General features: G+C 72.9%; 14 protein-coding genes. 6 read left to right on the top strand and 8 right to left on the bottom strand.

The features are described 5' to 3' along the window. The 6 genes from ACH01S_RS01385 (at position 1) to ACH01S_RS01360 (ending at position 5,859) form a co-directional block, all read left to right on the top strand. Positions 1–972 (top strand): carbohydrate ABC transporter permease, encoded by a 972-nt coding sequence (locus ACH01S_RS01385; RefSeq protein ID WP_067884353.1) that lies wholly within the window; start codon positions 1–3, stop codon positions 970–972. Beyond that, positions 969–1,877, top strand: coding sequence for a carbohydrate ABC transporter permease (locus ACH01S_RS01380; RefSeq protein ID WP_083980137.1), 909 nt, complete (start codon positions 969–971; stop codon positions 1,875–1,877). The genes ACH01S_RS01385 and ACH01S_RS01380 overlap by 4 nt, the downstream gene beginning before the upstream one ends. Continuing rightward, on the top strand, positions 1,874–3,340 hold the full coding sequence (locus ACH01S_RS01375) for a glycoside hydrolase family 3 protein (protein WP_246236903.1): 1,467 nt from the start codon (positions 1,874–1,876) through the stop codon (positions 3,338–3,340). Before ACH01S_RS01380 ends, ACH01S_RS01375 begins: the two co-directional genes overlap by 4 nt. A 204-nt stretch (positions 3,341–3,544) precedes the next feature. Further along, positions 3,545–4,009, top strand: a complete 465-nt coding sequence (locus ACH01S_RS01370; protein ID WP_067884347.1) for an RrF2 family transcriptional regulator — start codon at positions 3,545–3,547, stop codon at positions 4,007–4,009. Positions 4,010–4,015: 6 nt separating this feature from the next. Continuing rightward, entirely contained in the window at positions 4,016–4,807 is a 792-nt protein-coding gene (locus ACH01S_RS01365; protein WP_067884343.1) for a DNA-formamidopyrimidine glycosylase family protein, read from the top strand. 167 nt (positions 4,808–4,974) lie between these two features. Beyond that, complete coding sequence (locus ACH01S_RS01360; RefSeq protein ID WP_067884337.1) at positions 4,975–5,859, top strand: LysR family transcriptional regulator; 885 nt, start codon at positions 4,975–4,977, stop codon at positions 5,857–5,859. A gap of 90 nt (positions 5,860–5,949) precedes the next feature. On the opposite strand, the gene ACH01S_RS01355 is transcribed toward ACH01S_RS01360, so the two are convergent. From ACH01S_RS01355 to ACH01S_RS01320, 8 genes are all read right to left on the bottom strand, one after another. Next, entirely contained in the window at positions 5,950–6,417 is a 468-nt protein-coding gene (locus ACH01S_RS01355; protein ID WP_067884333.1) for a Dps family protein, read from the bottom strand. Positions 6,418–6,595: 178 nt separating this feature from the next. After that, entirely contained in the window at positions 6,596–6,949 is a 354-nt protein-coding gene (locus ACH01S_RS01350; RefSeq protein ID WP_067884328.1) for a helix-turn-helix domain-containing protein, read from the bottom strand. Positions 6,950–7,060: 111 nt separating this feature from the next. Next, a complete protein-coding gene (locus tag ACH01S_RS01345; RefSeq protein ID WP_067884325.1) occupies positions 7,061–8,356 on the bottom strand; it encodes a CinA family nicotinamide mononucleotide deamidase-related protein in 1,296 nt (431 codons plus the stop codon). Positions 8,357–8,809: 453 nt separating this feature from the next. Beyond that, positions 8,810–9,400: a CDP-diacylglycerol--glycerol-3-phosphate 3-phosphatidyltransferase gene (gene pgsA, locus ACH01S_RS01340; RefSeq protein ID WP_067884318.1), complete on the bottom strand. Its 591-nt coding sequence runs from the start codon at positions 9,398–9,400 to the stop codon at positions 8,810–8,812. Beyond that, the gene (gene rimO, locus ACH01S_RS01335; RefSeq protein WP_067884315.1) at positions 9,397–10,818 is read right to left on the bottom strand and encodes a 30S ribosomal protein S12 methylthiotransferase RimO; all 1,422 of its coding nucleotides are present in this window, start codon (positions 10,816–10,818) and stop codon (positions 9,397–9,399) included. Before rimO ends, pgsA begins: the two co-directional genes overlap by 4 nt. A 90-nt stretch (positions 10,819–10,908) precedes the next feature. Further along, positions 10,909–11,658 carry a helix-turn-helix domain-containing protein gene (locus tag ACH01S_RS01330; protein WP_067884313.1) on the bottom strand — a complete coding sequence of 250 codons (750 nt, stop codon included), beginning with the start codon at positions 11,656–11,658 and terminating at the stop codon, positions 10,909–10,911. Between the two features lie 217 nt (positions 11,659–11,875). Further along, entirely contained in the window at positions 11,876–14,563 is a 2,688-nt protein-coding gene (locus ACH01S_RS01325; RefSeq protein WP_067884312.1) for a DNA translocase FtsK, read from the bottom strand. Between the two features lie 96 nt (positions 14,564–14,659). Beyond that, entirely contained in the window at positions 14,660–16,345 is a 1,686-nt protein-coding gene (locus tag ACH01S_RS01320) for a ribonuclease J (protein WP_067884304.1), read from the bottom strand. Between the last annotated feature and the right edge of the window lie 58 nt (positions 16,346–16,403).

Raw genomic sequence — 16,403 nt, 5'->3', positions numbered from 1 at the left:
ATGCTCGACACCGCACCCGCGGTGGGCAAGGCGCCCGGCCGGAGATCGTCCGGCCGGGCGCGCGCCCGCCGCAGGCCCCGATTCGGGCCGTACCTGCTGATCGCGCCGACCGTGGTCGTGATCGTCGTCCTGATGTTCTGGCCCATGATCCAGATCGGGATCATGTCGTTCCAGAAGGTCGGCAACCGCCAGTTGCGCGGGGAGCCGGCCGAGCAGGTCGGGACGGAGAACTTCGACAAGATCCTCAATGACCCCTTCTTCTGGCAGACCCTCCGGCACACGGTGCTGTTCGCCGTCGTCGCGGTGACCCTCACCATGGTCGTCGGCACGCTGGTGGGGCTGCTGCTCAACAAGCTCGGCCGGAAGATGTCGTCCTTCGTCGCGGGCGGCGTCATGGTCGCCTGGGCGACCCCGCCGGTGACGGCGGCGATCATCTTCAGCTGGCTGTTCGGCTCGACCGGCGGCGTCGTCAACTGGTTCCTCGACCTGCTGCCGAACTTCCTCGTCGGCGGCGGCTGGAACGACTACAACTGGTTCGCGACCCCGCTGTCCACCTACACCGTCCTCACCGTGTGCGTCGTCTGGCAGGCGTGCCCGTTCGTCGCGGTGTCGGTGCTCGCGGGGCTGAAGAGCGTCCCCGGCGAACTGTACGAGGCGGCCCGGGTGGACGGCTCGGGCCCGTGGCGGACGTTCTGGAGCCTCACCTACCCGATGCTCAAGCCGATCTTCCTCGTGCTGATCGTCATGTCGATCATCTGGGACTTCAAGGTCTTCACGCAGCTCTTCATCATGTCCGGGCTGGCCAACCGCGACGCGTTCAACCTGTCGCTGTACGCCTACTCGGAGGCCTTCGGGTCGATGAATCCGAAGCTCGGCATGGGCTCGGCGATCGCGCTCGTGCTCACGATCATCCTGCTCATCGTCACGGCCCTCTACGTCCGGGTCATGGTCCGACAGGGGGAGATGAAGTGACGGCCACGACGGCGCGGCGCCCCGGTCCGCGGCCCGCCGCGCACGCGGGCGGCCGCCGCCCCGGAGCCTCCAAGCGCTGGCGCAAGGTACTTCTCAACGGGACGGGCCTCCTCGTCTTCATCTTCGCGGTCTTCCCGGTGTTCTGGATGGTCTCCACGGCCTTCAAGCCGAACACCGAGATCTTCAGCACGACGCCGAAGCCCTTCCCGTCCCATCCGACGCTCGCGCACTTCGACCTCGTCCTGAACGGCGGGATCGCCGAGGTCTCCTTCTGGGAGTACTTCCGCAACAGCGCGATCCTCGCCATCGTCACCGTCATCGTGTCGAGCCTGCTCTCGCTGCTGGCCGCCGTCGCGGTGGCGCGGTTCCGCTTCCGGTTCCGCACCACGTTCCTGGTCATGCTGCTGGTGGTCCAGATGGTGCCGCTGGAGGCGCTGGTCATCCCGCTCTTCCTCGACCTCAAGCGGCTGGAGCTGCTGAACAGCCTGGCCGGCCTCTCCATCGTCTACATCGGTTTCGCCGTGCCGTTCGCGATCTGGATGCTGCGGGGATTCGTCGCCGCGGTGCCGCGCGAACTGGAGGAGGCCGCCGCCATCGACGGCGCCGGCCCGATCCGCACGTTCTTCCGCGTCATGCTCCCGCTCGTCGCGCCCGGTCTGGTCGCGACCAGCATCTTCTCGTTCATCACCGCGTGGAACGAGTTCATCTTCGCGTTCACGTTCCTCGACGACCAGAACAAGTACACCCTCCCGATCATGCTGCAGTTCTTCTTCGGCCGCAGCGGAAACGCATGGGGGCCCATCATGGCGGCGTCGACGCTGCTGACCATTCCCGTGATCGCCTTCTTCCTGCTCGTCCAGCGCCGAATGGTGTCCGGACTCACCGCCGGGGCGGTGAAGGGGTGACGACCAACGACATCGCGACCGCGGCCGAGATCGACCGGCTCGCCCGCGGCACGCTCCTCCCCTCCTTCCCCGGTCCGACCGCGCCCCGCTGGGTGCTCGACGAGCTTGAGGCCGGGCTCGGCGGCGTGACGCTGTTCGCGCTGACCGGGAACGTCCCGAGCCCGGAGTCCCTCGCCGCGCTCACCGCGCAGATGCGCAAGGCCGGCGACCCGTTCGTGACCATCGACGAGGAGGGCGGCGACGTCACCCGGCTCGGCGGTCACCGGGCGGGCAGCCCCTACCCGGGCAACGCGGCGCTCGGCGCCGTGGACGACCCGGAGCTGACCCGGCGGATCTACCGCTCGCTCGGCGCCGAGCTCGCCGAGGTCGGCGTCAACTTCAACTTCGCGCCGTCGGTGGACGTCAACACCGCCGACGACAACCCGGTGATCGGCACCCGCTCGTTCGGCGCCGACCCCGAGCTGGTCGCGCGGCACGCCGCCGCGTCCGTCGCGGGGACGCAGGAGGCGGGCGTCGCCGCCTGCGCGAAGCACTTCCCCGGCCACGGCGCGACCGTGGACGACTCGCACCTGTCCATCCCGCTCGTCGACGCCGACCTGGAACTGCTGGACAGGCGCGAACTCGTCCCGTTCCGGGCGGCGATCGAGGCCGGCACCCGCGCGGTGATGACCGGGCACCTCAACCTGCCCGCCATCACCCGCGGCGTGCCGGCGACCCTCTCCCCCGAGGCGATCACCGGACTGCTCCGCGAGCACCTCGGCTACCAGGGCGTGATCGTCACCGACGCGCTGGACATGGAGGGCGCGAGCGGCGCGATCGGCATCCCCGAGGCGTCCGTGCGGGCCCTCATCGCGGGCGCCGACCTGCTGTGCCTCGGCCCGAACGAGCACGCCGAGACGGTCGAGGCGACGCTCGCCGCGATCGGCGAGGCGGTCCGCACCGGACGGCTCGCGGCGGAGCGCCTGTGGGACGCCGGGGACCGCACGCGGCGGCTGAAGGAGTGGCTCGCGGGCCACACCGCCGCCGTCGTCGACCGGGCCGCCGGGCTGGAGGCCGCGCGCCGCGCCGTGCGGGTGTCGGGCTCGCTGCCCGGCTGGGACTCGGCGCCGCTCGTCGTCGAGACGGAGTCGAGCGGCAACATCGCGGTCGGCCCGACCCCGTGGGGCCTCGGTCCGTGGGCGCCGGACGCTGTTCAGGCGGACGGCGCGGACGGAACGGTGGAGAAGGTCTTGGACCGTGCCAAGGACCGCGGTCTGATCATCGTGCTGCGGGACGCGCACCGCCACGCGGGCCAGCGCGCGCTCGCCAACGCGCTGCTGACGGCCCGTCCCGACACGGTCGTCGTGGAGATGGGGCTCCCGGTGTGGCGTCCCGGCTCCGCGGTGTACATGGCCACCTACGGGGCCGCCGCCGCCAACGCCCAGGCCGCCGCCGAGCTGCTCGGCCTGACCACCGCGAACTGACCGCGAACCAACCGCGAACCGGCCGTGAACTGACCGCATCCGACCGCTCCCGGCCGGGCCCGCGAGGCCCGGCCGGGACCGCCGGAGAGCGGCCCGCCGGCCCGTGGCGCGCCCGCCGGACAAGAGCCCGGTTCCGGCGGGCGTGTCACGCCCGCGGCGGCCCCGCCGGTCCGAGCGGTGCGGACGACAAGGGATAATGCGTACATGCGATTGTCCGCCCGGGTCGACTACGCCTTGCGCGCCTCCGCCGAGCTGGCGGTCGCCGGGTCCCGCCCGGTGACCGCGGTCCAGCTCGCCGAGGCGCAGCAGATACCGCCCAAGTTCCTGGAGAACATCCTCGGCCAGCTCCGCCGGTCCGGCCTCGTCCGGAGCCAGCGGGGGCCGGAGGGCGGCTACTGGCTGGCGCGCCCGGCCGAGGAGATCTCGCTCGCCGACATCATCCGCGCCATCGACGGGCCGCTGCTCGGCGTCCGGGGCGAGCGCCCCGAGCACGTCGGGTACGAGGGGCCCGCGAGCTCCCTGCAGGAGGTGTGGATCGCGCTGCGCGCCAGCGAGCGGTCCATCCTGGAGCAGGTCATGCTGTCCCACATCGCGGCAGGCGAGCTGCCGGAGCCCGTCCGCAAGCTCACCGAGGACCCGTCCGCCTGGGAAAGCCCCTCCTTCATCTGAGTCCCCATGCCGGAAGGTGACGTCGTCTGGCTGACCGCCCGCAGGCTGCGCGAGGCGCTCGCCGGGCGGCCGCTCACGCGCTCGGACTTCCGCGTCCCCCGGTTCGCGACCGCCGACCTGCGCGGCCGGACGGTCCTCGCCGCCGAGCCGCGCGGCAAGCACCTGCTCATCCGGGTGGAGGGCGGGCTGACCGTCCACACGCACCTGCTGATGGAGGGGCGCTGGCGGATCGGCCCGGCCGGGCCGCCGCCGCGCGACCACCGCGTCCGGCTCGTGCTGGCCAACGCCGAATGGCAGGCCTCGGGCTACTCCCTCGGCCTGGTGGAGCTGCTGCGGACCGCCGAGGAGGACACGGCGGTCGGCCATCTCGGGCCCGACCTGCTCGACCCGGCGTGGGACGGGGGGCTCGCCGCCGAGGCGGCCTCCCGCCTGGCCGGGCGGCCCGACCAGGCGATCGGCGAGGCGCTGCTCGACCAGACCCTGCTCGCCGGGATCGGGAACGTCTACAAGGCCGAGATCCTGTTCCTGCGGGGCGTACATCCGTGGACCCCCGTACGGGACGTCCCCGACCTGCAAGGGCTGGTGGAGCTCGCTCACCGGCTCCTGGACCTCAACAAGGCGCGGCACGGCCACATCACGACCGGTGACCTGGGACGGGGCCGCGAGCACTGGGTGTACGGGCGGGCCGGGCGCCCCTGCCGCCGCTGCGGCGCCCGGATCGAGCGGCGCGACCAGGCGTCCCGGGTGGGCGAGCGGGCCACGTTCTGGTGTCCCCGCTGCCAGCCCGCCCCCGGCTAGCCGGACACGGTCGGCGCCCGCCCGGCCCCCCGGGGACGCGCGGGCGGGTCGCCGCCGGTTCACTCGGGTCGCCGGATCCTGCGCCCGTCCTCCGCATCCTCGGCCGGGGATCGTTCCAAGTCAATTCTCGGGTTTCCTTATCGATCCCCCAGCTCTACCTTGGGCAGATGACCCTGGACGATCTCCGCGTGTTCGTGGCCGTCTGCGCGGCGGGCAACCTCTCCGCCGTCGCCCGCGACCTGTCGTGCAGCCAGTCGGCGGTCAGCCAGCACGTCAAGCGGCTCGAACGGGAGACGGGGCTCGTGCTGCTGGAGCGGCGCCCGCGCGGCGTCGTGCCGACCGGGGCCGGACGCGTCCTGGAGCGGGCCGCCGCCGAGGGCATCGCGGGCCTGGACGCGGCGCTGCGCCGCCTGGACGACCTGCGCCGCGGCGTCGGCGGGACGGTCCGCGTCGCGACCGGGGCGACGACCGTCCGGCACTTCATGGCGGCGGGCGTCGCCGCGTTCCGCGAGCGCCATCCCGAGACGGCGCTGCAGTTCGAGACGGCCGGGTCAAGCCGCCGGTGCCTGGAGGCCGTCCGCGCGCACGCCGCCGACCTCGCGTGGGTGACGATCGGGCCGCCGCTGGACGGCGTCGAGCAGCGCCCGTCCCGCGAGCTGCCCTGGATGCTCGCCGTCCACTCCGGCGACCCGCTGGCGGCGCGGGTGTCCGTCGCGCTGGACGACCTGTCCGGCATCCGGCACATCGAGCTGCCGGAGCACTCGACGTCCCGCGTCCACCTGGAGGAGCACCTCGGACGGCACGGGGTGCGGCTGACGTCCACGACGAGCGTCGCCGACTGGGACACCGCCCTCCTGCTCGCCGAGCTCGGCCTCGGCCACGCGATCCTGCCCGCGCTGCCCGGCTGGGGACGCGGGCGGGGCGGCGTCCGGCTCGTCCCGGTACCGGACCTGCCGCCGCTCTCCGCCGGGTGGGCCGCCCGCCGGTTCGACGCGCTGAGCCCGCTCGCCGCCGAGTTCGCGGAGACCGTCCTCGCGCACCTGCCGCCCTGACCACTAGGCGAGAACGGCGAAGCCCCGGCCCCCGCCGTGACGGCGGCGGGGACCGGGGCCTCGTCGCGCCCGCGACGGGGCGCGGACGCGTCAGACCTGGGCCTGGAACATCCAGTGCTGCTTCTCAAGCTGCGCGGCGAGGCTGATCAGCAGGTCCTGGGTGACCGGGTCGGCCTCGTCGGTCGCCTCGATGCGCTCCCGGAACCGGCCGATGATCTGCGCCAGGATGTCGGTGATCGCGGCGACGACCTTGTCGTCGGCCAGGTACCCGGCCTCCAGCTGCGCGAGCGTCGTGCGGTCGGCGACCGTGCGGGAGCGGCCGTCCGGGTTCACGCCGATCGCGATGGCGCGCTCCGCCACGTCGTCCTGGCCGCCGCGCGCGAGGGCGACGATCTCGTCCAGGTGCTCGTGGACGACCTTGAAGTTGCGCCCGGTGAGGTTCCAGTGGGCCTGCTTGGCGAGGAGGGACAGATCGATGAGGTCGATGAGGGAGCCCTGTAGGGCGTCCCCGGTGACCTTGAGGGCCTCGTCGCTGAGCGGGCTCTTGACCGCCGCCATGATGGGCTCCTTCCGCGTCGTTACGGTTGTCCGGTACAACACGGGACCATCCCCGCAAATGCCGCGGTCATACGTGAGGCCGCGCACACCGCGCGGCCTCAGCTCGGGCGGGACGGCGCGGAGGGGCGAGCCCCCGCACGAACCCCGCGGACGAGGAATGTACGTATATCCAGGAGCGTCAGGCGGCGACCATGTCGCCGCGGAACTCCCCGGTGATCTCCTCGGGCGTCTCCGGGATGCGCTCGGTGGGGATGCGCTCGTGCTCCGGCGCGCCCGCCATGACCGGCTCGTGCTGCAGCTCGGCGAGGGCGAGTTGGTCCGCCACTTCCCTGAGCACGTGCGACAGCGGGACCCCGAGCGCCTTGCAGATCGAGGAGAGCAGTTCCGAAGAAGCCTCCTTCTGCCCCCGTTCGACCTCGGACAGGTAGCCGAGTGACACCCGCGCCGCCGCGGACACCTCACGGAGGGTGCGTCCCTGGCGCAGCCGCAGCTGCCGCAGTACGTCACCGAGCAGCTGGCGAAGCAGGACCATCGTCTCGCTCCCTCCCTCAGTTCGGACCATCTGCCGGTTCCACCGTACCCGCCTTGACGGCGGCCATGGCAGACCGTTGATTTCGTGTTCGCTCGGAACGTAACGCTGTAATCAGCCCGGATCTTCCCGATCTTCCCGAGCCGGGTCCTCCGGATCCGGCCCCGAGAGCCCGAGCAGGACGCGTCTCAGCAGCTCAAGCGCGTGCACGACGGTCATCCGCCGGATCACCGCCCGGGTCTCGGGCCCGGCGCCGGGCACGGGAAGTCGCGGCGCGGCCACGACGGGCGATTTTCCGGGACCGGCCACGCCGATGTAGACCGTTCCGACCTCGCGGCCGTCCTGCGGCTCGGGTCCGGCGACGCCGGTCACCGCGAGCCCGTAGGTCGCGCCGAGCGCGTCCCGCGCGCCGGCCGCCATCGCGGCGGCCACGTCCGGGTGGACGGCCCCGTGCGCGGCGAGCAGGTCCGCCGGGACGCCGAGCATGTCCCGCTTCGCGTCCGTGGCGTACGTCACGAGGCCGCCCGCGAACGTCGCCGACGACCCGGGCATCGCGGTCAGCTCCGCGCCGATCAGGCCGCCGGTCAGCGACTCCGCCGTCGCGACCGTCGCGGACCGCTCGGCGAGCAGCCGGTGGACGACCCGGTCGAGCGACTCGTCCTCGGCCCCGTACACGGCGTCGCCGAGCAGCTCCCGGACGCGCGCCTCGACGCCGGCGAGCCGTCCGGCGGCGTCCCGGCCCGCGACCGTGATCCGGACCTTCACCTCGGCCGGGTCCGGGAGGTAGGCGAGCCGGACGCCGTCCATCGCCTCCACCTCGGCGAGCCGCGACGCGACCACCGACTCCCACATCCGGGCGGTGCGCAGCGTGCGGCGCGCCACCGCGGGCAGCCCGGCGGTCTCCGCCAGCTCGGGCAGGACGACCTCGTCGACGATCGTCCGCATCTCGAACGGGACGCCGGGCAGCGCGTAGACGACCCCGCCGGGCAGCTCGACCCGCAGGCCGGGCGCCGACCCGGCCGAGTTGCGCAGGATCCGCGCGCCCGCGGGGACGTCCGCCATCCGCAGCGCCATCGGCCGCAGCTCGCGCCCGGCCCGCGCGACCCGCTCGCGCAGCCGCCGCTCCAGGCCCGCGTCCCGGACGAGCGCGACCCCGGCCGCCTTGGCGAGCGCGTCGCGGGTCAGGTCGTCGTAGGTGGGGCCGAGCCCGCCGGTCGTGATCACCGCGTCGGCGCGGCCGAGCGCCGCCTCCACCGCCTCGACGATCACGTCCAGCTCGTCGCCGACGACCACGCTGCGGGTGACGTCGACGCCGTGGTCGGCGAGCCTGCGGCCGAGCCAGGCGGCGTTGCCGTTGACCGTGTCGCCGAGGAGCAGCTCGTCCCCGACGGTGAGCAGTTCGACCCGCATCGCGTCCTCGTTTCGGCAGTCCAGGGGCTGGGTCCCGGGCGTCCCGAATCTACCGGCGGCCCGGTCGCGGGACGGACCCGGCCGCCCGCCGGTTGACGGGGGAAAGAGTCCGAATGCGGACGGCGGCGCCCCCGGAAGATCGAACCGGTCCAACCCCATTTCCCATTTCCGTCGCCGGTGAAAGGGACGGCCGCGCATTGTGCTCCGCGTCCCCGCCCCGTCCGACAGTGCGCGCGACGGGCGCGGCGGCCGGGACGCGCATCGTCGCCCGGACCCGCGGGTCCCCCGCCCGACCCTTTCGGGAATCGCAGGTCACATTGTGAGTCAGACCTCATTCCCCCGATTCGTGCGCGCGCGGGATCGCGGGGATAATCGTGCATCGCGGCGCCGCGATCGGGGCTGCGGGGCCACGACCGGGGTGGGCGTGGTCCCGCAGCCCACCCCGAACCCCGGTCAGGAGGCGGCGGGCCCGCGGCCGAGCCGCCACGCCTGGACGACGTAGTCCACGCCCGTGACGACCGTGACGACCAGCGCCGCGCCCATCGTGGCCCAGCGCAGCGGGTCGAGCGGGCCGGGCAGGATGTACAGGCCGATCGCGATGACCTGGAGCATCGTCTTCAGCTTGCCGCCCTTGCTCGCCGGGATCACGCCGCGCCGGATCACGATGAACCGCAGCACCGTGATCCCGATCTCGCGGACCATGATCACCACGGTGACCCACCACCACAGCTCCCCCATCAGCGACAGGCTGACGAGGGCCGCGCCGGTGAGCGCCTTGTCGGCGATCGGGTCGGCGATCTTGCCGAAGTCGGTCACCAGGCCGCGGGCCCGGGCCAGATCACCGTCGATCTTGTCGGTGATCGAGGCGGCGGCGAACACGGCGAACGCGGCGAGCCGCCAGCCGTCGCCGTCCAGGAACAGGAACCAGACGAACACCGGCACCAGCGCGATGCGCACGAGGGTCAGCGCGTTCGCGACGTTCCAGACGCCGGCGGGCGGCGGGCCCTGCGAGCCCGCGACCGGGTCCGGGGTGCCCGCGATCACGACACGTCCGCGGTCAGGTCCACGCCGTCGCTGCCGGTCACCCGGGCCGCGACGATGTCGCCGAGGGCGAGCCCGGCGCCGCGGACGCGGACCGTGCCGTCCACCTCCGGCGCCTGGTGCTCGGCGCGCCCCTCGACCAGGCCGTCGTCCGCCTTGTCCTCCAGCAGGACGCTGACCGCCGTGCCGATCCGGTCCTCGGCGCGCTGGGCGGTCAATTCGTCGGCGAGGCTGGACAGCTCCTCGACGCGGGCGGCGACCTCCGCCTCGGCTAGCTTGCCGTCGAGTTCGGCGGCCTCGGTGCCGTCCTCGTCGGAGTAGCCGAACACGCCGATCGCGTCCAGCCGGGCGGCGGACAGGAACTCGGCCAGCTCGTCGACGTCGTCCTCGGTCTCGCCGGGGAACCCGACGATGAAGTTCGACCGGACGCCCGCCTCGGGGGCCAGCTCGCGGATCCGGTCGAGCAGCCCGAGGAACCGCTCCCGGTCGCCGAACCGCCGCATCGACCGCAGCACCGGGCCGCTCGCGTGCTGGAACGACAGGTCGAAGTAGGGGGCGACGCCGGGCGTCCCGCAGATCGCCTCGATCAGGCCCGGCCGCGTCTCGGCGGGTTGCAGGTAGCTCACCCGGACGCGCTCGATCCCGTCGACGGCGGCGAGCTCCGGCAGCAGCTTCTCCAGCGCCCGCAGGTCGCCCAGGTCCTTGCCGTAGGACGTCGAGTTCTCGCTGACGAGGAACAGCTCGCGCACGCCGTGCCCGGCGAGCCACCGCGCCTCCGCCAGCACCTCCGCGGGCGGCCGCGACACGTACGCGCCGCGGAACGCCGGGATCGCGCAGAACGTGCACCGCCGGTCGCAGCCGGAGGCCAGCTTCAGCGGCGCGACCGGGCCGCCGCCGAGCCGCCGCCGCAGCACCCGCGGGCCGGACGCGGGCGCCACCCCGTCCGGCAGGTCCTCGGGCCCGCCGTGGCCGGGGATCGCCACCGCCGCCGACGCGCGCTCCACCGGGCTGATCGGCAGCAGGACGCGCCGGTCGCGCGGCGTGTGCGCGTCTCGCCTGCGCCCGGCGAGGACGTCGTCGAGCCGGTCGCCGATGTCGGCGTAGTCGTCGAAGCCGAGCACGGCGTCGGCCTCCGGCAGCGCCTCGGCCAGCTCGCGCCCGTACCGCTCCGCCATGCAGCCCGCCGCGACGACCTTCGCGCCCGAGTCGTGCGCGGCGAGCAGCGTGTCGATGGAGTCCTTCTTCGCGGCCTCGATGAAGCCGCAGGTGTTGACGACCACCACGTCGGCGCCGTCCGTGCCGTCGGCGCCGTCCGCCAGGTCCCAGCCCGCGTCCTCGATGCGCGCGGCGAGCTCCTCGGAGTCGACCTCGTTGCGGGCGCAGCCGAGGGTGATGAGCGAGACCTTGCGGCGAGTTGACATGCCCCTAAGGTAATGCGCCCGGACCCCGGGGAAGACCAGCAACCCGTCCGATCCGGGCCGCGCGGCGTCCGCCCGGCGCGGCGGGGCGGGTCAGGCGGGCTCGGGGTCGTTCCGGTCGAAGCTCACCCGCTGGACGCCCTTGCCCTTGCCGGGCGAGCCGAGGTCCTTGCCGTTGACGGTCAGGCCGACGCTGCCGCCGACGCCGATCACCAGGCTGACCTTCTTCTTCGCGGTGAACTCCTTCTCGTCGCCCTTGCGGAGCATGCCGCTGAACAGCGTCTTGCCGCGGTCGTCGCGGACGTTCAGCCACGTCGTCCGCTTGGCCTCGACCCGCACCTCCACCTTGGTGCGCTTCGCGGTCGCGACCGGGCCGTCGTGCTTCGGCGGCGCGGGCGGGGCGGTGGTCGGCGGCGCGGGCGTCCCGGCGACCTGCCGCGCGGTGCGGTGCTCGCTCTCCCCGCCGTTCCCGACGACCTGGACGACCCCGTAGATGACCACGAGGGCGAGCGCGAGCGCCATTGCGGCGCTCCAGTTCGGCGAGCGGCGCTCGCGGAACGCGACGGGCTGCTCCGGCTCGAACGCCGACACCGCCGAGACGGGCTGCGGCGCGCCGCCGTGCGTCGCGTCGAACTCGGCGACGAGCGGCTCCGGGTCGATGCCAATGACCCGCGAGATGCTGCGGATGTGGCCGCGGGCGTAGAAGTTGCCGCCGCACGCCGAGAAGTCGTCGGCCTCCATGTTCCGGATCACGGTCTCGCGTATCCGGGTCTGGAGGCTCACCTGTGTCACCGAGAGACCGGCCCGCTCGCGCTCCTCCGCCAAGGTCTCACCGATGCTCACGCCGGGCCTCCTTTGAGGGCGCTCGTGGCCGATCTTCTGGAAACCAGTCTAGGAACGGCAATGCCCACTGGGCGACAGCCAACACGTTCGAAAGAGGGCAAGATTTCGCATCATTCCGCAATGCCCCGCGCCCGGTCGCGTCCCGTGGCCTCCGCGCCACCTCGGCGACACCCGGGCGTCGCCGCGCGGCCGACTCGGCCGCCGCCGCGCCGTCCGCTCAGCCGCCGCCGCGCAGCTCCGCGAGGACGCCGGGGAGGTCGTCCGGCTTGGTCAGGACGTCGCGCGCCTTGGAGCCCTCGCTCGGCCCGACGATGTCGCGGCTCTCCATCAGGTCCATCAGGCGGCCCGCCTTGGCGAACCCGACGCGGAGCTTGCGCTGCAGCATCGACGTCGACCCGAACTGGGTGGACACGACCAGCTCGATCGCCTGGACGAGCAGGTCCATGTCGTCGCCGATCTCCTCGTCGATCTCCTTCTTCGGCGCGGACGACTCGGCGACGTCCTCCCGGTAGTTCGCCTCCATCTGCCCCTTGCAGTGGTCGACGATCCCGTGGATCTCCTTCTCGGCCACGTAGGCGTTCTGGATGCGCATCGGCTTGCTCGCGCCCATCGGCAGGAACAGCGCGTCGCCCTGCCCGACGAGCTTCTCCGCGCCGGGCTGGTCGAGGATGACGCGGCTGTCCGACAGCGACGACGTCGCGAACGCCAGCCGGGACGGGACGTTCGCCTTGATGAGCCCGGTGACGACGTCCACCGAGGGGCGCTGCGTCGCGAGGACGAGGTGGATCCCAGCGGCGCGCGCGAGCTGGGTGATGCGGACGACCGAGTCCTCCACGTCGCGCGGCGCGACCATCATCAGGTCGGCCAGCTCGTCCACGATGACGAGCATGTACGGGTAGGGGGTGTAGACGCGCTCGCTGCCGGGCGGCGCGGTGAGCTTGCCGGCCTTGACCGCCTTGTTGAAGTCGTCGATGTGCCGGAAGCCGGACGCGGCGAGGTCGTCGTAGCGGCGGTCCATCTCCCCGACGACCCATTCGAGGGCCTCGGCGGCCTTCTTCGGGTTGGTGATGATCGGCGTGATCAGGTGCGGGATGCCCTGGTACATCGTCAGCTCGACCCGCTTGGGGTCGACGAGGATCATCCGCACCTCGTCCGGGGTGGCGCGCATCAGGATCGAGGTGATGAGCCCGTTGATGCACGTCGACTTGCCCGCACCGGTCGCGCCCGCGATGAGGATGTGCGGCATCTTCGCCAGGTTCGCGACGACGGTGCGCCCCTCGACGTCCTTGCCGAGGCCGACGACCATCGGGTGGTGCTCGTTCGTCGCGGCGGGCGAGCGCAGCACGTCGCCGAGGCTGACGATGTCCTTGTCGGTGTTCGGGATCTCCACGCCGATCGCCGACTTGCCAGGGATCGGGGAGATGATGCGCACGTCCGCGCTCTTCACCGCGTAGGCGATGTTCTTCGTCAGCGCGGTGACCTTCTCGACCTTCACCGCCGGGCCGAGCTCGATCTCGTAGCGGGTGATCGTCGGGCCCCGGGTGAAGCCGGTGACCTGCGCGTCGATGTCGAACTGCTCCAGCACGCCGGTCAGCGCGTTCACGACCGTGTCGTTGGCCTTGGTGCGCGGCTTGGAGACGCTGCCCGGCCGCAGGGCCGACGGGTCGGGCAGCACGTAGATCTCGCCGGACGACGACAGCGGGAGCTGCTCGGACCGGCGCGGCGCTGGCGTCGGGTCGCGGACCTCCGACCGGGGCGCCTCCCCGTGCTCACCGAACGGCTGGTCGCCGAACGGCTGCCCGCCCGCGACGTGCTCGTCGCCGTCCTCCGGCGGGGGCGGGACGTCGTCGGCGGGCGGGGCGGGCGGCGGGACGTCCGCCTGGAACGGGTCGGGCTCGAACAGCTCGTCGGCGAGGTCGCGGCGCGGGCGCGCGGGCTTCTTCGGCTCGTCCTCCAGGAGGGGCGTGTCGTACGGGCGGGAGTGCTCGCCGACCTCCAGCTCGTCCGCGTCCTCGTCGGACTTCTTCTTGCGGCGGCGCTTCTTCGGCGCGTCGCCGTCCTCGCCCTTCGCCTCGGCCTCGTCGCCGGACTCGCGCTGCGGCCGCCCCTGCAGCGTCGCCACGGCCCACAGGTCCGACACGCGCTCGGGGACGCGGTTGATCGGCGTCGCCGTGACGACCAGCAGCCCGAAGCCGGACAGCAGGAGCAGCAGCGGCACGGCCACCCAGCCGCTGAGCGCGGCGTCCAGCGGCGCGGACACGACCCAGCCGACGACGCCGCCCGCGCCGCGCACGCCGCGCATGTCCTCGGCCGGGGACGGGACGCCCGCCGCGATGTGCAGGATGCCGAGCACGCCGACGCCGAGGGCGGTCACGCCGATGACGACGCGCCCGGTGTCCTCGTGCTGCTCGGGGTGGCGCAGCGTCCGCCACGCGAGCAGGGCCAGCAGGACGGGCAGCGCCATCGCGAGGATGCCGAGCCCGCCGCGCACGACCTTCTCCAGCGCGATGGTGACGACGCCGTCCGGCCGGAACCAGGTGACCGAGGCCAGCACGATGGACGAGCCGAGCAGCGCGAGCCCGAGCCCGTCGCGGCGGTGCTCGGCGTCGAGGTTGCGGGCGCCGTTCCCGTACGCGCGGAAGATCGAGCCGACCGCGACGGCGGCGAGCAGGTACAGCTTGAACAGCAGCTTGAAGAAGCCGAGCACCGCCTGGGAGATCGGGTCGGGCTTCTGCTGGGCGCGCGCCCTGCCGGAGCCGCGGCCGCCCTTGGCGGCCGTGCTCGGCCGCTTGCGGGCGGACGTCCCGGCGGACTTGCGGGCCGTGCCCCCCGTCCGCGCGGAGGTCCGCGTCCCATGGCTACGCCCAGCCGTCCCCTTGGTACCCCCAGACGCACGTGTGGCCATGATTATGAGAGTAACCAAGGACCCAAGAGGTTCCCGGGATGGCGGGCGGGCGTGTTGACACGCGCCCGCCCGCCCCGCTCACCTCGCGGGCGGCGGTCAGACCTCGACGACCACGGGGACGATCATCGGGCGGCGGCGGTAGTTGTCGCTCACCCACTTGCCGACCGTCCGCCTGATGAGCTGGCTCAACTGGTGCAGGTCGTTGACGCCGTCCCCGGCGGCGTCCCGCAGGACGCCCTCGATGCGGGCGATGACCTCGTCGAAGTCCTCGTTGGTGATGCCCGCGCCGCGGGCGTGGACCTCGGGCCCGGCGACGAGCTTGCCGGACGTCGAGTCGATCCCGACGACGATGGAGACGAACCCCTCCTCGCCGAGGATGCGCCGGTCCTTCAGCGACGTCTCGGTGACCTCGCCCACCGACAGGCCGTCGACGTACACATAGCCCGCCGGGACGGCGCCGACGATGGCGGCGCGCCCGTCCACGAGGTCGACGACGACGCCGTCCTCGGCGATGACGATGCCGTCCTCGGGGACGCCGGTGAGCGCCGCCAGCTTGGCGTGCGCGCGCAGGTGCCGCCACTCGCCGTGGATCGGCATGAAGTTGCCGGGCTTCGTCACGTTGAGGACGTACAGCAGTTCGCCCGCCGACGCGTGCCCGGACACGTGCACCAGCGCGTTGCCCTTGTGCACGACCCGCGCCCCCCAGCGGGTGAGCCCGTTGATGACGCGGTTGACCGCGTTCTCGTTGCCCGGGATCAGCGAGGACGCGAGCATCACGGTGTCGCGGTCGGTGATCCGGATCGAGTGGTCGCGGTTCGCCATCCGCGACAGCGCGGACATCGGCTCGCCCTGCGACCCGGTGCAGACGAGGACCAGCCGGTCGCCCGGGATGTCGTCCAGCTCCTTCTGCTCGACCATGACGTTGTCGGGCACGTTGAGGTAGCCGAGCTCGCGCGCGACGCCCATGTTGCGGACCATCGAGCGTCCGACGAAGCACACCTTGCGGCCGTTGGCGACGGCCGCGTCCAGGACCTGCTGCACGCGGTGGATGTGGGAGGCGAAGCAGGCGACGATGAGCCGCTCGCGCGCGGTGCGGAACACCTCGTCCACGACGGGGCCGATGTTGCGCTCGCTCGTGACGAACCCGGGCACCTCGGCGTTGGTCGAGTCGGACATCAGCAGGTCGATGCCCTCCCCGCCGAGCCGCGCGAAGCCGGGCAGGTCGGTGAGCCGGCCGTCCAGCGGGAGCTGGTCCATCTTGAAGTCGCCGGTGTGCAGGACGAGCCCCGCGGGCGTGCGGATCGCGACCGCGAGCGCGTCCGGGATCGAGTGGTTGACGGCGAGGAACTCGCAGTCGAACGGCCCGAGGGCGCACCGCTCGCCCTCCGCGACCACCCTGGTGACGGGTTTGATGCGGTGCTCGGTGAGCTTGGCCTCCAGCAGCGCGAGCGTGAGCTTGGAGCCGACGAGCGGGACGTCGCGCCGCTCCCGCAGCAGGTACGGGACGGCGCCGATGTGGTCCTCGTGGCCGTGCGTGAGGATGACGGCCTCGATGTCGTCCAGGCGGTCCCTGATGTATTCGAAGTCGGGCAGGATCAGGTCGACGCCGGGCTGCTCGGTCTCGGGGAACAGGACGCCGCAGTCGACGACGAGCAGGCGTCCGCCGTACTCGAACACCGTCATGTTGCGGCCGATCTCCCCGAGCCCGCCGAGCGCGACGATGCGCAGCCCGCCCTCGGGCGGCGCGGGCGGGTCCGACAGCTCCGGGTGGGGATGACTCACCGGCCCCCGCCTTTCCGAGGGGCGCCCCCTAGACCTCCGGGCCGGTCACCCGACGCTC

The sequence above is a fragment of the Actinomadura chibensis NBRC 106107 genome (genome assembly GCF_001552135.1).
Classification (GTDB): Bacteria; Actinomycetota; Actinomycetes; order Streptosporangiales; family Streptosporangiaceae; genus Spirillospora; species Spirillospora chibensis.
Note: the sequence above shows the minus strand (reverse complement) of the source record. Positions and strands in the feature narration are given on the sequence as shown.